At 45.7% G+C, this 16,842-nt stretch carries 14 protein-coding genes; 3 read left to right on the top strand and 11 right to left on the bottom strand.

The window, feature by feature from the left end; genetic code table 11:
* Window positions 1-47: 47 nt before the first annotated feature.
* Both L1D60_RS18595 and purL read right to left on the bottom strand, forming a co-directional pair.
* The gene (locus L1D60_RS18595) at window positions 48-584 is read right to left on the bottom strand and encodes a DUF3332 domain-containing protein (protein ID WP_239842408.1); all 537 of its coding nucleotides are present in this window, start codon (window positions 582-584) and stop codon (window positions 48-50) included.
* Between the two features lie 308 nt (window positions 585-892).
* Window positions 893-4,789 (bottom strand): phosphoribosylformylglycinamidine synthase, encoded by a 3,897-nt coding sequence (gene purL, locus L1D60_RS18590; RefSeq protein ID WP_239842407.1) that lies wholly within the window; start codon window positions 4,787-4,789, stop codon window positions 893-895.
* Between the two features lie 343 nt (window positions 4,790-5,132).
* On the opposite strand from purL, the gene mltF reads away from it, so the two are divergent.
* Window positions 5,133-6,731 (top strand): membrane-bound lytic murein transglycosylase MltF, encoded by a 1,599-nt coding sequence (gene mltF, locus L1D60_RS18585; RefSeq protein WP_239842406.1) that lies wholly within the window; start codon window positions 5,133-5,135, stop codon window positions 6,729-6,731.
* A gap of 64 nt (window positions 6,732-6,795) precedes the next feature.
* Here mltF and L1D60_RS18580 read toward each other — a convergent pair whose 3' ends face one another.
* Window positions 6,796-7,251 (bottom strand): MarR family transcriptional regulator, encoded by a 456-nt coding sequence (locus L1D60_RS18580; protein ID WP_239842405.1) that lies wholly within the window; start codon window positions 7,249-7,251, stop codon window positions 6,796-6,798.
* A gap of 115 nt (window positions 7,252-7,366) precedes the next feature.
* On the opposite strand from L1D60_RS18580, the gene L1D60_RS18575 reads away from it, so the two are divergent.
* The gene (locus L1D60_RS18575; RefSeq protein ID WP_239842404.1) at window positions 7,367-7,789 is read left to right on the top strand and encodes an organic hydroperoxide resistance protein; all 423 of its coding nucleotides are present in this window, start codon (window positions 7,367-7,369) and stop codon (window positions 7,787-7,789) included.
* A gap of 346 nt (window positions 7,790-8,135) precedes the next feature.
* Complete coding sequence (locus L1D60_RS23565) at window positions 8,136-8,261, top strand: hypothetical protein (protein WP_261903694.1); 126 nt, start codon at window positions 8,136-8,138, stop codon at window positions 8,259-8,261.
* Between the two features lie 128 nt (window positions 8,262-8,389).
* Here the strand turns inward: L1D60_RS23565 and tadA are convergent, their stop codons facing one another.
* The 8 genes from tadA to L1D60_RS18535 all read right to left on the bottom strand — a co-directional run bounded on the left by tadA (window position 8,390) and on the right by L1D60_RS18535 (window position 16,754).
* Window positions 8,390-8,962 carry a tRNA adenosine(34) deaminase TadA gene (gene tadA, locus L1D60_RS18570; RefSeq protein ID WP_239842403.1) on the bottom strand — a complete coding sequence of 191 codons (573 nt, stop codon included), beginning with the start codon at window positions 8,960-8,962 and terminating at the stop codon, window positions 8,390-8,392.
* 184 nt (window positions 8,963-9,146) lie between these two features.
* Entirely contained in the window at window positions 9,147-9,995 is an 849-nt protein-coding gene (locus L1D60_RS18565) for a hypothetical protein (protein ID WP_239842402.1), read from the bottom strand.
* Between the two features lie 532 nt (window positions 9,996-10,527).
* Window positions 10,528-11,808 carry a hemolysin family protein gene (locus L1D60_RS18560; RefSeq protein WP_239842401.1) on the bottom strand — a complete coding sequence of 427 codons (1,281 nt, stop codon included), beginning with the start codon at window positions 11,806-11,808 and terminating at the stop codon, window positions 10,528-10,530.
* Between the two features lie 172 nt (window positions 11,809-11,980).
* Complete coding sequence (locus L1D60_RS18555) at window positions 11,981-13,543, bottom strand: AbgT family transporter (protein WP_239842400.1); 1,563 nt, start codon at window positions 13,541-13,543, stop codon at window positions 11,981-11,983.
* Window positions 13,544-13,840: 297 nt separating this feature from the next.
* Window positions 13,841-14,290 carry a prepilin-type N-terminal cleavage/methylation domain-containing protein gene (locus tag L1D60_RS18550; RefSeq protein ID WP_239842399.1) on the bottom strand — a complete coding sequence of 150 codons (450 nt, stop codon included), beginning with the start codon at window positions 14,288-14,290 and terminating at the stop codon, window positions 13,841-13,843.
* On the bottom strand, window positions 14,280-15,590 hold the full coding sequence (locus L1D60_RS18545; RefSeq protein WP_239842398.1) for a hypothetical protein: 1,311 nt from the start codon (window positions 15,588-15,590) through the stop codon (window positions 14,280-14,282). The genes L1D60_RS18550 and L1D60_RS18545 overlap by 11 nt, the downstream gene beginning before the upstream one ends.
* The gene (locus L1D60_RS18540; protein ID WP_239842397.1) at window positions 15,587-16,222 is read right to left on the bottom strand and encodes a prepilin-type N-terminal cleavage/methylation domain-containing protein; all 636 of its coding nucleotides are present in this window, start codon (window positions 16,220-16,222) and stop codon (window positions 15,587-15,589) included. Before L1D60_RS18540 ends, L1D60_RS18545 begins: the two co-directional genes overlap by 4 nt.
* A complete protein-coding gene (locus L1D60_RS18535; RefSeq protein ID WP_239842396.1) occupies window positions 16,206-16,754 on the bottom strand; it encodes a GspH/FimT family pseudopilin in 549 nt (182 codons plus the stop codon). Before L1D60_RS18535 ends, L1D60_RS18540 begins: the two co-directional genes overlap by 17 nt.
* Window positions 16,755-16,842 lie beyond the last annotated feature (88 nt).

The raw sequence follows: 16,842 nt of genomic DNA, 5'->3' as shown, positions 1-16,842 counted from the left end.
GAGTTGAATCCAGCGGCTTTTCTTTTGTCTTCATTAAATTGAAAGTATTACGCTTTCTCAGCGGCTAATTGCTCTAGAGCTTGAATTGAGGTTTCAGAGACCAATGCACCATCAAGGTAGTAGCTAACGTTGTCACCGTCACGTACGCCCATCAATATAGCCTTTTCACCATCGTTGTAAGTGATGTCCATACGAATGGTGTTCTCATCAATTTGCTGCATCTCACCGAACTGAATTTGACGTTGATAAGTGATAGGAGCAACAGGTGCTTCTTTGAGTGAATCATCCAGACTGTCGTTTACATCAATCATAGTATCAACTTTACTATCAAAGATATGTGGTGCGCCTGTCAGTGGGTTTTTGCCTGTCCAAAACTCTAATGAGTTAAACACGATGTAGTCCGCTGCGGTTGTTAACGCGTAAACCGGTGCCAATAAGAAGTTGACCCCAGCACGAGCATAACGGTTATCAACAACCTCCACGTTAAACTTCATTAATTTCCCAGTAACGGCGTTACTACCGACACACCCAGCCAAAGACATAACAACGGCGGCCACTGCAACTGCATTTGTGATTGTTTTCATAGTTCCCTCTTGTGCCATAGTGATTGGTTCAGACTCGTTATCTCTAGCGGCGAAAGACTGACACGCCTCAAGATGAGAAACAGGCCTAACAAATTGATTCCACAACTTTTAGCCTAGTGCAGTTTTTTAGAACAGCAAACTGCAAAGTATAAGTTTTTGTTCCACAAGGTGAGTTTTGATCAAAAAAAGCGCAGGTCTTTCGACCTGCGCTTTGAACTTTTCCCGATGAACTTGGCTAGCGTGCGATACTAACCAAGGTTCTTATTGCTCTGAGATAGATGACTCTAAGTCAGATTAACCTAATCAAATTAACCGATGTTCTTACGTGCGTTTTGGAACATACGCATCCAAGCACCGTTCTCACCCCAACCTTCTGGAGACCAAGAGTTCGCTACTGTGCGGAATACACGCTCAGGGTGCGGCATCATGATAGTTACGCGACCATCTTGAGTCGTTAGACCTGTGATTGCGTTTGGCGAACCGTTCGGGTTGTTCGGGTATTGTTGAGTCGCGTTGCCGTGGTTATCCACGTAACGAACGGCAACCGTACCTGATGCTTCAATCGCTGCTAGGTGGTCAGCATCACGCACTTCTACGCGACCTTCACCGTGAGACACTGCGATTGGCATACGAGAGCCAGCCATGCCATCGAAGAATACAGAGTCAGACTTCTGAACTTCTACTAGGCTAAAGCGAGCTTCAAAACGCTCAGATTCGTTACGAACAAAGCGCGGCCACAGGTCTGCACCTGGGATTAGCTCTTTCAGGTTCGATAGCATCTGACAACCGTTACACACACCTAGAGAGAAGGTATCTTCACGCAGGAAGAAGCCTTCAAACTGGTTACGAGCTTGCTCATTGAACAGGATAGACTTAGCCCAACCTTCACCAGCGCCTAGTACGTCACCGTAAGAGAAGCCCCCACAAGCCACTAGGCCATTGTACTCTTCTAGCACTGCTTGACCCGTTAGGATGTCGCTCATGTGAATATCAGTTGCTTCAAAGCCTGCACGGTCAAACGCTGCTGCCATCTCAACGTGAGAGTTAACACCCTGCTCACGCAGAATTGCCATCTTAGGCTTAGCACCAGTGTTGATGAACGGCGCTGCAATGTCTTCGTTTACATCGAAGCTTAGCTTAACGTTCAGACCTGGGTCAGAGTTGTCCTTCTTAGCTTCGTGTTCTTGGTCAGCACATGCTGGGTTATCACGTAGACCTTGCATCTTATGCGTTGTCTCAGCCCAGATAGTACGTAGTTCAGTACGGTTACGCTCAAGAACGACTGTCTCACCAGAAGTAATCACTAGCTCATCAGATGCCTCAACAGAGCCAATTACGTGTGAACATGCTTCAAGGCCGTTTGCCGCTAGCGTTGAAAGTACAGCGTCTAGATCATCGTTCTTAACCTGAAGTACTGCGCCTAGCTCTTCGTTAAATAGTGCTGCTAGTGCATCATCACCTAGGTCAGCTATGTCAGCTTTAACGCCACAGTGACCTGCGAATGCCATCTCAGCTAAAGTAACGAATAGACCGCCATCACCTTTATCGTGGTAAGCCACGACTTGATCGTTCGCAACTAGAGTTTGAACGCCTTCGTAGAAACCTTTTAGCTGTGCTGCATTATCTACGTCTGCTGGCTTATCACCAAGCTGCTTGTAAACCTGTGCTAGAGCCGTTGCACCTAGACGGTTTTGACCGTTACCTAGGTCGATAAGTACAAGGCTAGTATCGCCTTTGTCTGTGCGAAGCTGAGGAGTAATTGTCTTACGTACATCTTCAACACGTGCAAACGCAGTGATGATTAGAGATAGTGGCGAAGTGACTTCTTTCTGCTCGCCATTCTCTTCCCACTTGGTCTTCATCGACATTGAGTCTTTACCCACAGGGATAGTTAGACCAAGCGCTGGACATAGCTCTTCACCCACCGCTTTCACCGCTTCGTAAAGACCTGCATCTTCACCAGGATGACCTGCTGGAGACATCCAGTTTGCAGACAGTTTAATGTGTTTGATATCACCGATGTTAGTCGCTGCGATGTTAGTGATTGCTTCACCAACCGCTAGACGAGCTGAAGCTCCGAAGTCTAGTAGAGCAACTGGTGTACGCTCACCCATAGACATCGCTTCACCGTGGTAAGTGTCGTAGCTTGCTGCGGTTACCGCGCAGTTAGCTACTGGAACCTGCCAAGGGCCAACCATTTGGTCACGCGCTACAAGACCAGTCACCGTGCGGTCACCGATAGTGATAAGGAATGTTTTCTCTGCAACCGTTGGAAGACGAAGTACGCGTTCTGCCGCTTCGTTTAGCTCAATGCCGTCACGGTTAACCGCAGGGTTGTTCGCTTTTAGCGTTTTCGCATCACGGTGCATCTTAGGTGTTTTACCTAGAAGCACATCCATTGGCATGTCGATTGGCGTATTGTCGAAGTGTGAATCTTCAAGTTTCAGTTCACGCTCTTCTGTTGCCACACCTACTACTGCGTATGGTGCGCGCTCACGCTTACAGATTGCGTCGAATACTTCCATATTCTCTGGCGCAACAGCCATTACGTAACGCTCTTGAGATTCGTTACACCAGATCTCAAGTGGGCTCATGCCAGGCTCGTCGTTTGGCACGTCACGCAGTTGGAAAATACCACCACGCTCACCATCGTCTACAAGCTCAGGAAGTGCGTTAGAAATACCGCCCGCGCCCACATCGTGGATGAATGCAATTGGGTTCTCTTCACCAAGCTGCCAACAACGGTCGATAACTTCCTGACAGCGGCGTTCCATCTCTGGGTTTTCACGCTGTACAGATGCGAAATCTAGGTCTTCAGCTGATTGACCAGACGCCATCGAAGAAGCTGCACCACCACCAAGGCCGATGTTCATTGCAGGACCACCAAGTACGATTAGGCTTGCACCTACTGGGATCTCTTTCTTCTGAACATGCTCGTCACGGATGTTACCCATGCCACCAGCAATCATGATTGGCTTGTGGTAACCACGAACTTCTTCACCTGCGTGAGAGTTTACTTTTTCTTCGTAAGTACGGAAGTAACCCAGTAGGTTTGGACGACCAAACTCGTTGTTGAACGCCGCGCCACCAAGTGGACCTTCTAGCATGATGTCTAGTGCGTTAACGATGCGGCCTGGCTTACCGAAATCTGTTTCCCATGGCTGTTCAAAACCAGGAATACGTAGGTTCGATGTTGTGAAGCCAACAAGACCTGCTTTTGGCTTACCACCAATACCAGTTGCGCCTTCATCGCGGATTTCACCACCAGAACCTGTCGAAGCGCCCGGCCAAGGAGAGATAGCTGTTGGGTGGTTGTGCGTTTCCACCTTCATTAGGATGTGCGCTTTCTCTTGGTTGTAACCGTACTGGCGAGTTTCTGGGTTCGGGAAGAAACGACCTACATCTGATCCAACCATTACCGCTGCGTTATCTTTGTAGGCAGATAGAACATTTTCTGGCGTGGTTTCAAATGTGTTTTTGATCATCTTGAACAGAGACTTCTCTTGCTTCACGCCGTCGATAGTCCAATCTGCATTAAAGATCTTGTGACGACAGTGCTCTGAGTTCGCTTGTGCAAACATCATCAGCTCGATGTCGGTTGGGTTACGATCTAGCTTGTTTACGAACGCATCGTAAAGGTATTCGATTTCGTCATCGGCAAGCGCAAGACCTAGGGTAACGTTTGCGTTTTCAAGCGCAGCGCGACCGCCATTGAGTAGGTCAACGTCAGCCACTGGCGCTGGCTCTGCCACTTGGAAAAGTGCTGCTGCTGATTCGAAGTCAGTGAAGATCACTTCCATCATGCGATCGTGCAGAATCGCTTTTAGCTCAACCAGTTGAAGCTCAGAAAGCTCTGCCGATGATTCGATGTAATAAGCGGTACCGCGCTCAAGACGTGCAATCTTATCTAGACCACAGTTGTTTGCGATATCCGTTGATTTTGAAGACCAAGGCGAAATGGTGCCCGGACGAGGAGTTGCTAGTAGAAGAAGACCTTCTGGCGCGTGCTCTTCAATTGTTGGACCGTAAGTCAGAAGTTTTTCTAGTTTCTCAACTTCTTGATCATTTAGGTCGGCTGTTAGATCTGCAAAGTGCGCAAATTCAGCGTAGATGCCTGTAACAGGTAGGCCAAGTTCACGACAAAGCTCTAAAAGCTTGTTAACACGAAATTCAGATAGAGCTGGGGAGCCACGAAAAATTCTCATGTGCTTAGGTCTCTTATGCAATTGATTAAGGTGATATTGGAATAAATTCAGTGGGTTTTAGGAATAACCTAACTGTTTTTCTTCGAAGCTATTCCGGAAGTAAGCCCGAAGGTTTTGCCAAACCTATGCCGATTCCACCTCTCTGTTGCGGGCGCATTATATAGCAATTATTTTTGTGACGTAACCAAAAAAGCAACCGTTTGCGTCATTTTTTTCATGTTTCTTGGCAATTGTTACTTTTGCTGCATTTCTAGCCACTTTTACTTCCATTTACCCAAAGTCACTTTGCCGGGAGTAAACGGTTTGATATAAAGGGGAGTCACTTTTTTGAGATTTCATTTTGATGCATACACTTACGCGCATTTTTTCATCCAAACTTCTTCTCATCGCGATCGCCATTGCCGGTTTATCGGGCTGCCAAATTGAGTCGGAACCGAAAAGCGACTTGGAGCAGATCCGAGAGCGCGGCGTATTAAGAGTCGGAACACTCAATAACCAACTCTCTTACTATATCGGCCCAGATGGCCCCGCTGGCTTGGATTATGAATTAGCTCGAGAGTTTGCAGAGCAGCTCGGCGTGAAGCTAGAAATGAAACCTGCATATCGCTTGTCTGGTCTCTTTCCCGCTCTTCAAAAAGGTGAGATCGACCTGATTGCGACCGGGCTGACTCAAAACAATGAGCAAACACGCGGCTACCGTGCGGCTCCGGCGTACTACTACGTGAGCCAACAAGTGGTCTATAAAAAAGGCCAATGGCGCCCACGTAACCTAGAGCAACTGATTGACTTTGAGAATAAACGCCAAGCCGAGTTTATTGAGCAACAAAACAAAGAGCAGAATGACGAAAATAGTGAATTAGCCACTATCGATGACAGGCTAGCTCCTGCTCTCGTTGTGATTGAAGAGTCTCACTTTGAGCCGACTCTCAATCAACTGCAACAATCTAACCCTGACTTTGTTTACGAATCAGTAGGCAATGCCGACATTAACGATCTATTAAGACAGGTTTCTAAAGGCGAACTGCGCTTTACCGTTGCAGACTCGATCGAGCTGTCACTGGCGCAGCGACTTTACCCAGATCTTGCGCTTGCGTTCGAGTTAACAGAAGACCAGCCCATCTCTTGGTACTTGAAGAAATCAGAAGATGAAAGCCTATATGCCCTGCTGATTGAGTTCTTCGGTAACCTTAAACAGTCTGGTGAGCTTGCAACTCTGGAAGAGAAATACATCGGTCACATCGGAAGCTTCGATTACGTGGATACTCGCGCCTTTATTCGTGCACTGGATAGTAAGCTGCCGAAATGGTCACCTCTATTCCAAGAGTACTCTCAAGAGTTTGATTGGCGCTTAATTGCAGCTCTTGCCTACCAAGAGTCTCACTGGAACCCTGTTGCGAAATCTCCTACAGGTGTGCGTGGCATGATGATGTTGACACTACCGACGGCAAAGAGCGTTGGCGTGACGAATCGTTTGGATCCTAAACAATCCGTTCAAGGTGGTGTGGAATACTTGCGTAGTATCGTCAATCGTATCCCTGATTCAATCACTCAACATGAGAAGATCTGGTTCGCCCTTGCTTCGTATAATGTAGGCTACGGCCACATGATGGATGCTCGTCGACTGACTAAAGCACAAGGCGGCGATCCAAACTCGTGGAGTGACGTAAAAGACAGGCTGCCTCTACTAAGACAGAAGAAGTACTACAGCCAGACACGTTACGGCTATGCTCGTGGTGATGAAGCCAAGAACTATGTCGAGAACATTCGTCGCTATTACCAAAGCATTATCGGCCACGTGAACAAGCGGACTGAAGAAGAACAGGAAGCGAGTATGGAAGACTTAATCGTGATTCCGCCGCTTGCGATTTCAGGAGCAGATTCAACCATCAGCGGCGCAGTCTCAGCAGCCGAGGCCAGTGACTCAGAATCTAGCGAGAAATAAACGCGACGCTATCAAAAAAGCCACACCGATGTGTGGCTTTTTAGTATTTGCCTGAAAGAACAGGTTAACTCAGCTTATCCAATACCTTTTCGCACAAACTCTTCAGAGCCAGCAACTCATCCAGCTCCAAGGTTAATTTACATTTCATCGCTTCAGGGACTGATTTCGCCTTAATTTTAAGATCTACCCCACTCTCTGTCAGTTTGAGCACTCGCACGCGCTCATCTTGCTGACAACGGCCTCGTTCAACGAACCCTTTTCCTTCGAGTCGTTTTAGCAACGGCGTTAGAGTGCCCGAATCTAAATGCAGTCGTGAGCCTATGTCTTTGACGCTGGCACCATCTTGCTCCCAAAGCACCATCATTACCAAGTACTGAGAGTAAGTCAGCTCAAGCTCTTCCAGCAAGGGGCGGTATGCTCGAACCACCGCATTCGCAGCGCTATATAAAGGAAAGCACACCTGATTGTCTAACAACAACTGCTCATCACTACTCATACCGTTCTCATCTTCTGTTTGCATTGGTGAACGCACTAAAAATAAATTGCGCACAATATAGTTGCATTCACAGTTTATTTCGATATAAGATTGCAAGCAATTAAATTGCACACAACTCAAAAATAAAAAGGTAAACGATATGACAACACTCTACACAACTAAAGCAACCGCTCTTGCTGGCCGTAACGGACAAGTGAAAACAGACGATGGTTTACTAGCACTTGAACTGGCTTACCCAAAAGAGATGGGCGGCACCGGACTCGCAACTAACCCAGAGCAACTATTTGCTGCGGGTTATTCAGCGTGTTTCTCGAACGCTATCTTACACGTTGCACGTGAAGCGAAAGTTACGCTAGCCAAAGCGCCAGTGACTGCAGAAGTTGGTATCGGCCCAAATCAGACAGGTGGATTTGCGCTTACCGTAAGCCTTGCAGTCGAGCTAGACCTCCCACAAGAACAAGCACTGGAGCTAACTCGAGTTGCTCATCAGGTTTGTCCATACTCAAACGCTGTGCGTGGCAACATTGATGTTGCGGTGACTGTAAACGGCGAAGCAATCTAAGCTCTAACCCGAACTAAAAACACCGGCTCATTGGCCGGTGTTTCTGCATTCAAAGCGTACAATTATTATTTTATTTGGCGAAAGGCTAACCACTCTCTCAGTTCAATCTGCCAACGTAATCACTCATCCTAAATTTGCTACTTGAAAAGCACCTTTGATTGCCATACATATGAGAAATAACAAGCATCACTTGTCATTAATTTGCAACAAAATTGACCTATAAGGTGGGTGTCGTTGAAGTGACGCTGCAAACTCATATTCCCAGATAAGTTGTATCGGGTATATTCCATCTCAACTCTGGCTGCATAACACAGCTGATATTAATAGTGGGAGGCCGTTAAAAAAGATGAAACGTAAGTTACGCTCCAAACGCCTTTATAAAACCGTAGTGGCTAACCGTCGTAAGCGCATGCTGGCCAACAACAAAAAGAAAATCATCTGGCGAAACAGAGCTTTCGTACAGATGCTCTAAACCGAAAAGAACATCATCAGCAAGCATCTAATTTTATCTCGAAATGTCACTCTAATATTCGTCATAGAGAGCATTAGATGTTTGCTAGAGTAACTATCACTATTGCGAAGTATCGCCACCTGTCGCAACTACATTCCTTGTTGTTCTTCTTTAGCTTGCGCTAGCTTCTGTTGCTGTTTTTTCTCTTTGATCTCTTTACGGCGTCTTTTGAAAAACGCCTGTAATTGAGCTCGGCACTCATCTTCCAACAAGCCATTTTCCACATCTGCATAGTGGTAAGACGCTTGGCTATCGAACAGGTTTAATACCGTGCCCGCAGCACCCGCTTTCAAGTCTGGTGCCCCAAAGACAATGCGCTTCACTCGACTATGAAGAAGAGCCCCTGCACACATAGGGCATGGCTCTAATGTCACATAGAGCGTGGTATCGAGAAGACGGTAGTTCTCTAATGTTTGACCTGCCTTACGCAGGGTTTCAACTTCAGCATGCGCAGTCGCATCGTGGCTGCCAATCGAGCGGTTCCACCCTTCTGAGATGATTTCACCATCTTTTACCAATACCGCACCAACCGGAACCTCGCCTTCGAGCTCAGCTTGATGTGCTAACTCCATAGCTCGGCGCATAAAGGCTTCATCTTGCGATGTAAATTGATGGTCAGACAAAAGAAACTCCCAAAAACAAAAAAGGCATGCGCTGAGCATACCTAATCTTGAGGATCATGAACAATGTTATCAAACCAGTCGATACTTTCTTGTTCAACTAAGACACAAATAAAAAACCACTCATTCCTTGAGTGGTCGTGAAACAAAATGCCAATGACTGCTGACAACAAGCATCCGAGCTTAAAGGTAGGGATTTACATCCAAAGCGAACATGAATTGATTATTACAGTGCGATAACGACACCAGCAGTGAAGGTTGTATCTTCAATGTCAGAGTTGTCTGCTGCGACTTTCACGTAAGGCTGAACGTCACCAGAGTTAACGTAAGTCGCTTTCAAAGTAGATGTTGACCATTCGCTATCCACTTCTTCGCCATCCACGTAGATGCCTTCAGCAAGTTGAGAGTAAGCGTCTAGGTCGTAAGAAAGTACAACTGTTTTAGCGATGTTGTAATCAAGGCCTAGATTGACTTTCACGACCTGAGATTCGTTGTTGCCATCAGCCATACCTAAGTTTTGGATACCGATGTCGGGTAAAACATTCGGATCAATACCGTGATCTGGGAACTGCGGGGCAGGTAATGTCCCATCATGGTTCGCTGTTGCAGGCAAAACACCATCGTGAGGACCTGGAGCAGGAAGAACACCATCATGGCCATCAGGGTTCACACCTTGACCATCGCCTTTACCGCCAGATGTTGGATCCCAGAAATCAGCACCCACTTCATCCAAACCGTGGTGATATTCAACGCCACCAGAAAGTGTCAGTGAAGAACCTAACGTGTAAGCGGTTGAAGCTTTTACACGTACCTCGTCAGCACCACCGTAACCACCTTGTACATATGATGCACCTAGGTCAAAGTTTTCGTTAACGCTGTAGCCGTAACCTAGCTCCACAAAGCTATCGTTAGTAACTTCACCAGTCACATAGTGCTGGCCATCTTCACCGAAGTTGTAGTCACCATACATACCGATTACGTCATTTTCATCACCGTAAACTTCAATAGAAGTTGCGTTCGCTTGCAGTGAGATAGCTGATACTACAGCTGCTGCTACAAAACTGATTTTCTTCATTTTTTAAAACCTTTAATACGTGTGCAAAGCATTGATTAATTACTCTTCCCGGTTCGGAGCGACCAAAACAATACTGAGCGCAAAGGCGCGGAACAACGTAAAAGGCCTCATTGAAGATCTTGATTTTATAAACGAAACCCTCCCACCTAAATGATAAATAAATCAGTTAATATCCACTTTAAAATCAACAATTTAAGCATGAAACACTCTAGAGAGAATCAAATAAAACCGTTTTATAAAGGCCTGTATCAACTAACCTCCATCAGGCTAAAAACACAAAAAGACAGCAAACTCGGCAATACTTTTACATCAATAACATCAGCGAGAGATAAAGCTAAAACTAAATGAATGAACTCAATGAACATCGAAGAAATATACGGTTTAAATGCACATTCAATCACTCAATTAAGTCGCTGACATGCAAACCCTTACATTCAACCAACTAATAAAACATCCAAACCGTTTCAGCTAAAACAAAACAAGGCACGCATTACGCGTACCTTGTTTCTTTAAACACGAAAATGAAATTGCACTATTCGGTGGCTTCTTGCTCTAGTAGCGAGGCCTTCACTTTCATGATTCGGTTGTTCTCAACGGCGATGATTTCAAATGCCCATTGTTGACACTGTACGACCTCACCAACATCAGGTAAACGGCCGACTAGCCAAGTGATCATGCCGTTTAATGTTTGAAAGCCCTCTTCTTCCCCTTCAAGCTCAGAAAGCTCTAGGCGGTTTTTAAGCTCGCTGATAGGTATCAAACCATCCACCAGCATGCCCTGCTCTGTCAGTTCCGTCCAAAGATCGTTCGGATGATTTGAAAGCTCACCCGCAATCGCTTCGAGTACATCGTAGTGGGTCACTAGACCTTGTACATCGCCGTACTCATCGACAATAAACGCCATTTGCGTACCCGACTCTTTGAAATAGCTCAGCAAGCGCAGACCTTTCATAGACTCTGGAAGATAGATAGGCGATTTGGATAACCCCATGATGACCTGAAGACTCAGCTGATGGCTGTTATTCAAAAGTGCTTTTGCCGAAACAGTACCTAGAACCTTACTCATGCCTTCTTGGCACACTGGAAACACACTGTGTTTGGAGCCTTTGATCTTTTTCAGCAACACCTCAATTGGCTGTTCAATATCGAGAAAGTCGACGTCACGACGAGGCGTCATCAGCGAGCTCACCAATCTATCACCCAACTGCAGAATATTGCGGATCATCTCTTGTTCACCACGCTCAATCACGCCCGTATCTGAGCCCTCTTTGACCAAGGCATAGATATCATCTTCAGTCACGCTATCTTCACTACCATTTCGCCCCATAAGCCTCAGTATCCCCTCTGTAGAGGCAGACAACGCGAACACAAATGGCGTGGTCAGTTTAGAGAGCCAATGAATAGGTAGAGCGACTAATACAGCGATGTTTTCCGCTTGCGATTGCGCAAAGCGCTTTGGTACCAACTCACCAATGACGATCGCAAAGTAAGTAATGCCGACAACCACAACCGCAGTCGAGAGAATATTTGCTTGAGTTGCGTCCAGTCCCCATAGCTCTAATTGCACAGCGAGTGGAGCAGAGAGTGTGGCTTCACCGACGATGCCGCTGAGCAAGCCAATAACCGTAATACCAATTTGAATCGTAGAAAGGAACCGCGTTGGGTTTTCTTTTAAGTCTAGAGCGACTTGTGCAGAACGATGCTTTTCAGCTAAACGCTTTAAGCGACTATTTTTTGCTGCTACCAATGCAATTTCTGACATGGCAAACAGACCATTTAAAACAATTAACCCTACCAGAAGCAGAATTTTCATGATGAATGGGATTTCCTAATTTGTACCGGCCAACAATTAGCCGTAATCCGGAGTATAAGCTGAGTGCCTTTCTTTTGGATATAAAAAAGATTGAAAAATAGAGCGAAAAAAAGCCCGCACTTTTCGGTGCGGGCTTAGGAATAAATTAAGCTTAATTTCGCTTAGTTCAATCTTACATAGTGTAAGTGTATGGAGCTTGAATACCCAGCGGGATACCTAGCGCCCAGTAACCTAGTAGGAAGATAGACCAGCCAATTAGCATTGCGATAGAGAAAGGCATCATTAGAGAAGCCAGTGTACCGATACCTGTCGACTTAACGTAGCGTTGGCAGTAAACAACAACCAGTGGGAAGAACACCATTAGTGGAGAGATGATGTTAGATACAGAATCGCCCACACGGTAAGCAGCTTGAGATAGCTCTGGAGAGATACCCACCGCCATTAGCATTGGAACTAGGATTGGACCAATCAGAGCCCACTTAGCTGATGCAGAACCAACTAGAAGGTTAACTGCTGCTGTTAGAAGGATCATACCAACAACTGTCGCTTCACCCGGTAGGTCCATCGCTTTCAGGCCTTCAGCACCGTATAGCGCAAGCATAGTACCAATGTTTGATTGACCGAATGCAGACAGGAACTGTGCACAGAAGAACGACATTACAATGTATGCGCCCATCGTTGCCATTGTGTCAGACATTGCTTTGATAACATCGTTGCTATTCTTAAACGTACCAGCAACACGGCCGTAAACGATACCTGGGATGATAAACAGGATGAAGATCAGAGGAACGATAGATTTCATTACCGGCGCAGAGAACGCAGTTAGCTCACCTTCAGGAGAACGAAGTGCCGAGTTTTCTGGGATAAGAGCCGCAACCAATAGTGCGATACCAGCAACCATTGCCCAACCCGCGTAACGGAATGCTTTAGATTCAATCGCTGTGAACGTACCTAGGTCTGGTGCTTCTTCAGCATCTTCATCAACTGGTGTGTTTGCAAGACGAGGCTCGATGATCTTCTCAGTTACGTACCAACCGATAGCAACGATAATGATTGAAGATAGACCCGTAAAGAAGATGTTCGCTAGTGGGTTGATCACGTAATCTGGGTCAAGAACGTTTGCCGCAGTTTGAGTAAAGCCCGCTAGTAGAGGGTCGATACCTGAAGGGATAAAGTTTGCAGAGAAACCACCCGATACACCAGCAAACGCTGCCGCGATACCCGCTAGAGGGTGACGACCTGCTGCGTGGAAGATGATACCACCTAGTGGGATAACCAGTACGTAACCTGCGTCAGCTGCTGTGTGAGAAACGATAGCAACCAAGATTAGCATTGGTGTTAGAAGTTTAGCTGGAGTGAAGTTCAGCATCTTCTTTAGGCCTGTAGTGATGAAGCCTGAAGAGTCAGCAACGCCAACACCTAGCATCGCTACCAGTACGATACCCAGCGGTGCAAAACCTGTAAATGTCGTCACCATGTTCGCTAGGAAACTCGCCAGAGCCTCACCAGTAAGTAGGTTGTTGACTTCTAGAGCATCACCCGTACGAGGGTTGATTAGATCGAATGAAACATTCGACAAAAGAGCAGATGATACCCATACGATAACGAGTGCCCAAAAGAACAGGATCGCAGGATCTGGGATCTTGTTACCGGCACGTTCAATGAAGTTTAGAAAGCGATCCATACCACTGATTTTCTCAGAAGCAGGAGCTTTATTTACTGCTTGGTTACTCATGGTAACTCCATATGTGATGTTGTGTTATTTAGGCTCAATATAGTTGTTGACCAGAGCCTATTGGTACAGCACATATTCTATTAAAACCACCCAGAAAAAGCACAAGATTCCACCTAAAATTCCATAAATGGAGACATATTTTGCAAAAATACCATATAGCAGCAACAAGATAAAAACACAAAAAACACCATTCCATATACAGTTTTTTAACTAGCACGTAAACAATGTCCGAGGAGTGAAAATTATCAATATTGAGGTGATAGGGAAAGGAGTACGATTAAACGTTTGCGTGATGAATCAATCAAATTCACTGTATTTAGAAAGCATAGTATCAAGCGTTATGCTTTGTGTTTGACTCATCCGATCTTGCCATGCAACCGTGACAGTAATGTTGCGCAGAGCACTCGATAAGGCACCATCTGCATTTACAACCGAGCAACTGAGCGAGTATTCAGAACCCGATAAACCAGAGAGCGGGTTTGAGCTATCTGTGTTGAGACAGTGACCCGTATGATGAAGTTCCGAGAAGTTGATTACCCCAACCGCACCGCTGACATCATTTGCTCGAGTTCGGTAGTACTCTAACTGCCTCTCAGCAAAGTGAAGTGCTTCCACACTCTGAATCGCATAGTCCGCTTTCTGCTCGGTATAAGCCTGTAGCTTGACCATGCCTAACGCAGCCACGCCCACCAATAGAAAAGAGATGAGTACTTCGAGTAAGCTAAAACCGCTTTGGTTAGAAGTCATTCCAAGAACCCTTTTTCCATTGTATTTCGACAGGCTCATCATGTGGGTTGTATTCTCCCCGATAATCGAGATTCATCGAACCTTTGATCGTAGAGAGCCCGCCCAATGAATCCAAAAATATGCCTCCTTTGGGGAAGAAAGAAGCGTTAGCTATATAGACACTATTTTCTTTAACCAACAAAGAGTAATCCATTGTTGCTGGCAACTTGTCCCAACTATCGGCGAGCAAGTCTGTATTATTTTCTGCACCTAAAGAGTCCTCAAAGACACTCATGTCATTCAAGTGATAAAAAGCACCATCAAATACACTGGCGTTTCCATTTGCGAATATCCCATTTTCGACCACTAAAGATCGTGGCGTGATCGTTCCTGCGCTATCCACAATATTAATGGCTGGGTGCCAAACAACACAGTCACCAACCACCCATACTTTCGTTTTCCCTGATGCAAAGGCATCATTAATTCGAGTGCTACACTCCTTGCCCTGATATTTGTTGGTGTTCGAATCTAAATCGACATGCACGGTATTCCCCTGAGAATCTGTCTCCATTAGGTTTATTACCTCATATTCATTACTTTTAAGGGCATTGATATTGTCTACGGTTTTCTTCACACCAAAGTAATTTTCGAAACCATTTAAATGAGTGTCATGGACGTAATCACTCTTAAAAGCAGCGCTGGGATCACTCCCCGATGCAGTCACCGTTGCACTCTCATTTAAGTCAGTCACCGCCTCTTTACAACCACTAAAATCTGCAGGTGCACTATCAGGCCGAGAAGCTGTGGTTAAACTTCCCCCTGCACCTTTGACGTGTGTTACAGAGTCGAAAAACCTTACCGCCACACACTCATACACACCATTATTCCCGGTTTCACTTAGTTCAGGATCGATGTCCATGATGTTTTCAGAAATGATTTCAAGGGCAGATATTGTTTGAATGGCTCCTAAACCCGCATCATTGGAAAAACGGATTTCTTTATTGAGAGAGGTTCGATTGGCGGTTGAAACAAGAACATTAGGGTTGTCTAAAGATCTATCCAAATAAGAAAGTTCATTGCTGCAGGAGTCCAACAGGTCATTTGGGATGGAAGAGCTGCTGTTTTCAATGATCACGCTAATACCGCACTCTAACCCACCTTCGGCATTCCAATGGTCCTTGCGGGCTTGTACCTCATTTTGCGCGCGCTTAATTTGATAGTAAGTGGTTTTGAAGCTGCCAAGAGAAACAATCAGCACACCAATCAATAGAATGCTGACCAGCAGTAGTGTGACTGCTCCGTTTTGCTTCTTAAATGTCATTGCCAATTCCTTTGGACAACGGTAGTCATCACCTTTTGACTCACATCTGCATTCACTAAAGATGCCTCAAGCATCATATCGACCTTCTGTGAACTCGCCTGACTGTTCGACATCCCCTCCGTCGACACAGAGAAACTATCTACCTGAATTTGCCGCTCAAAGAACAAGCTTTGACAAGTCATGGTCACATCCCCGCTTGCATTGTTAAATGGCCTTTCATTAGTCGCTAAGAGTTGTGTTGATTCACCTTGGCAGTAATTGAGCTTGTTATCTTTAAATTGATAAACAATGCTTCGATAAGCGGACGACGCGCTGTTTTGCAGATACGCGAAGCCAAGGTAAACCTCATCTGCACTCACCTGTCGGACATAAATCGTATCTGATGCACCTGACAACTTTACTGATTGCCCTGAATTAGAGTTATAGCCAGCGCGCCAAATCTCTTCTTTCATCATTTGAGTCGTGGAAAATAAGTTTTGAGATAGGAGTAACTCTAAGCTTTTCTCTGAACTAAGGCGCTGATTAGTGATAAACACACTACCAATCGTCCCTATCACAATCACACCGATTGCAGAGGCCACCATCATCTCAACCAAGGTACTACCTTGAGCAGACTTAATTGCAGATCTCATAATCATAGTGGCCAATACTATTTCGCCCATCGCTGTTTGGATCGCTACTGCAAATCCGAATGCGCCCTGTTGTATTTGATGCTTTAACCGAGAGTTCTTCAGACGGCGCATTCACCGAAGCCATAGTGACGTTGCCGTTGACAAAACGCCCTCTCACTCCATCAATCGAGATTGAATTCTGATTCAAGAAATTAAACGAGACTTTGATGTCTCGATAAGCGGTGCCATCAAGGTGCATCAATACATTGTCGGGAACGTAAGAAGCTGTTGTGCTGAGAACCATATCCCACTCTCCTTCCGAGTTCTCGATCGCCCCCAAACCATTCGAAATAAGAAATAAAACGTGCAGTTCTTGATTACGAATAATTGCTTCAGAACGCGCCGTAACAAAGAAGCCATGAACCTCTGGGGCAAGCCTTTGAAGTTTTGAAGACGCTAATAGAGAGCTAAAACTCGGGGCAGCAGTGGCCAATAGTACTGAAAGTACCACGACAGTAATGAGCAGCTCTAAAAGCGTAAACCCGCGAGTCATTTCCCAAATCCCTATGTAACGTATTGCGTAATCATATTTAATCTTGCACCGATGCTATCACCAGAGAAAAATAGCCTGACTAGTGAAA

This window comes from Vibrio sp. Isolate30, from assembly GCF_022397975.1.
Classification (GTDB): Bacteria; Pseudomonadota; Gammaproteobacteria; order Enterobacterales; family Vibrionaceae; genus Vibrio; species Vibrio fortis.
The sequence above is the reverse complement of the archived record's forward strand: the minus strand, read 5'-3'. Positions and strand labels throughout refer to the sequence as shown.

Coding starts and splice junctions, on each gene's coding strand:
- L1D60_RS18595 (WP_239842408.1), bottom strand. CDS start 584: ATGAAAACAATCACAAATGCAGTTGCAGTGGCCGCCGTTGTTATGTCT.
- purL (WP_239842407.1), bottom strand. CDS start 4,789: ATGAGAATTTTTCGTGGCTCCCCAGCTCTATCTGAATTTCGTGTTAAC.
- mltF (WP_239842406.1), top strand. CDS start 5,133: ATGCATACACTTACGCGCATTTTTTCATCCAAACTTCTTCTCATCGCG.
- L1D60_RS18580 (WP_239842405.1), bottom strand. CDS start 7,251: ATGCAAACAGAAGATGAGAACGGTATGAGTAGTGATGAGCAGTTGTTG.
- L1D60_RS18575 (WP_239842404.1), top strand. CDS start 7,367: ATGACAACACTCTACACAACTAAAGCAACCGCTCTTGCTGGCCGTAAC.
- L1D60_RS23565 (WP_261903694.1), top strand. CDS start 8,136: ATGAAACGTAAGTTACGCTCCAAACGCCTTTATAAAACCGTAGTGGCT.
- tadA (WP_239842403.1), bottom strand. CDS start 8,962: ATGCTCAGCGCATGCCTTTTTTGTTTTTGGGAGTTTCTTTTGTCTGAC.
- L1D60_RS18565 (WP_239842402.1), bottom strand. CDS start 9,995: ATGAAGAAAATCAGTTTTGTAGCAGCAGCTGTAGTATCAGCTATCTCA.
- L1D60_RS18560 (WP_239842401.1), bottom strand. CDS start 11,808: ATGAAAATTCTGCTTCTGGTAGGGTTAATTGTTTTAAATGGTCTGTTT.
- L1D60_RS18555 (WP_239842400.1), bottom strand. CDS start 13,543: ATGAGTAACCAAGCAGTAAATAAAGCTCCTGCTTCTGAGAAAATCAGT.
- L1D60_RS18550 (WP_239842399.1), bottom strand. CDS start 14,290: ATGACTTCTAACCAAAGCGGTTTTAGCTTACTCGAAGTACTCATCTCT.
- L1D60_RS18545 (WP_239842398.1), bottom strand. CDS start 15,590: ATGACATTTAAGAAGCAAAACGGAGCAGTCACACTACTGCTGGTCAGC.
- L1D60_RS18540 (WP_239842397.1), bottom strand. CDS start 16,222: ATGAGATCTGCAATTAAGTCTGCTCAAGGTAGTACCTTGGTTGAGATG.
- L1D60_RS18535 (WP_239842396.1), bottom strand. CDS start 16,754: ATGACTCGCGGGTTTACGCTTTTAGAGCTGCTCATTACTGTCGTGGTA.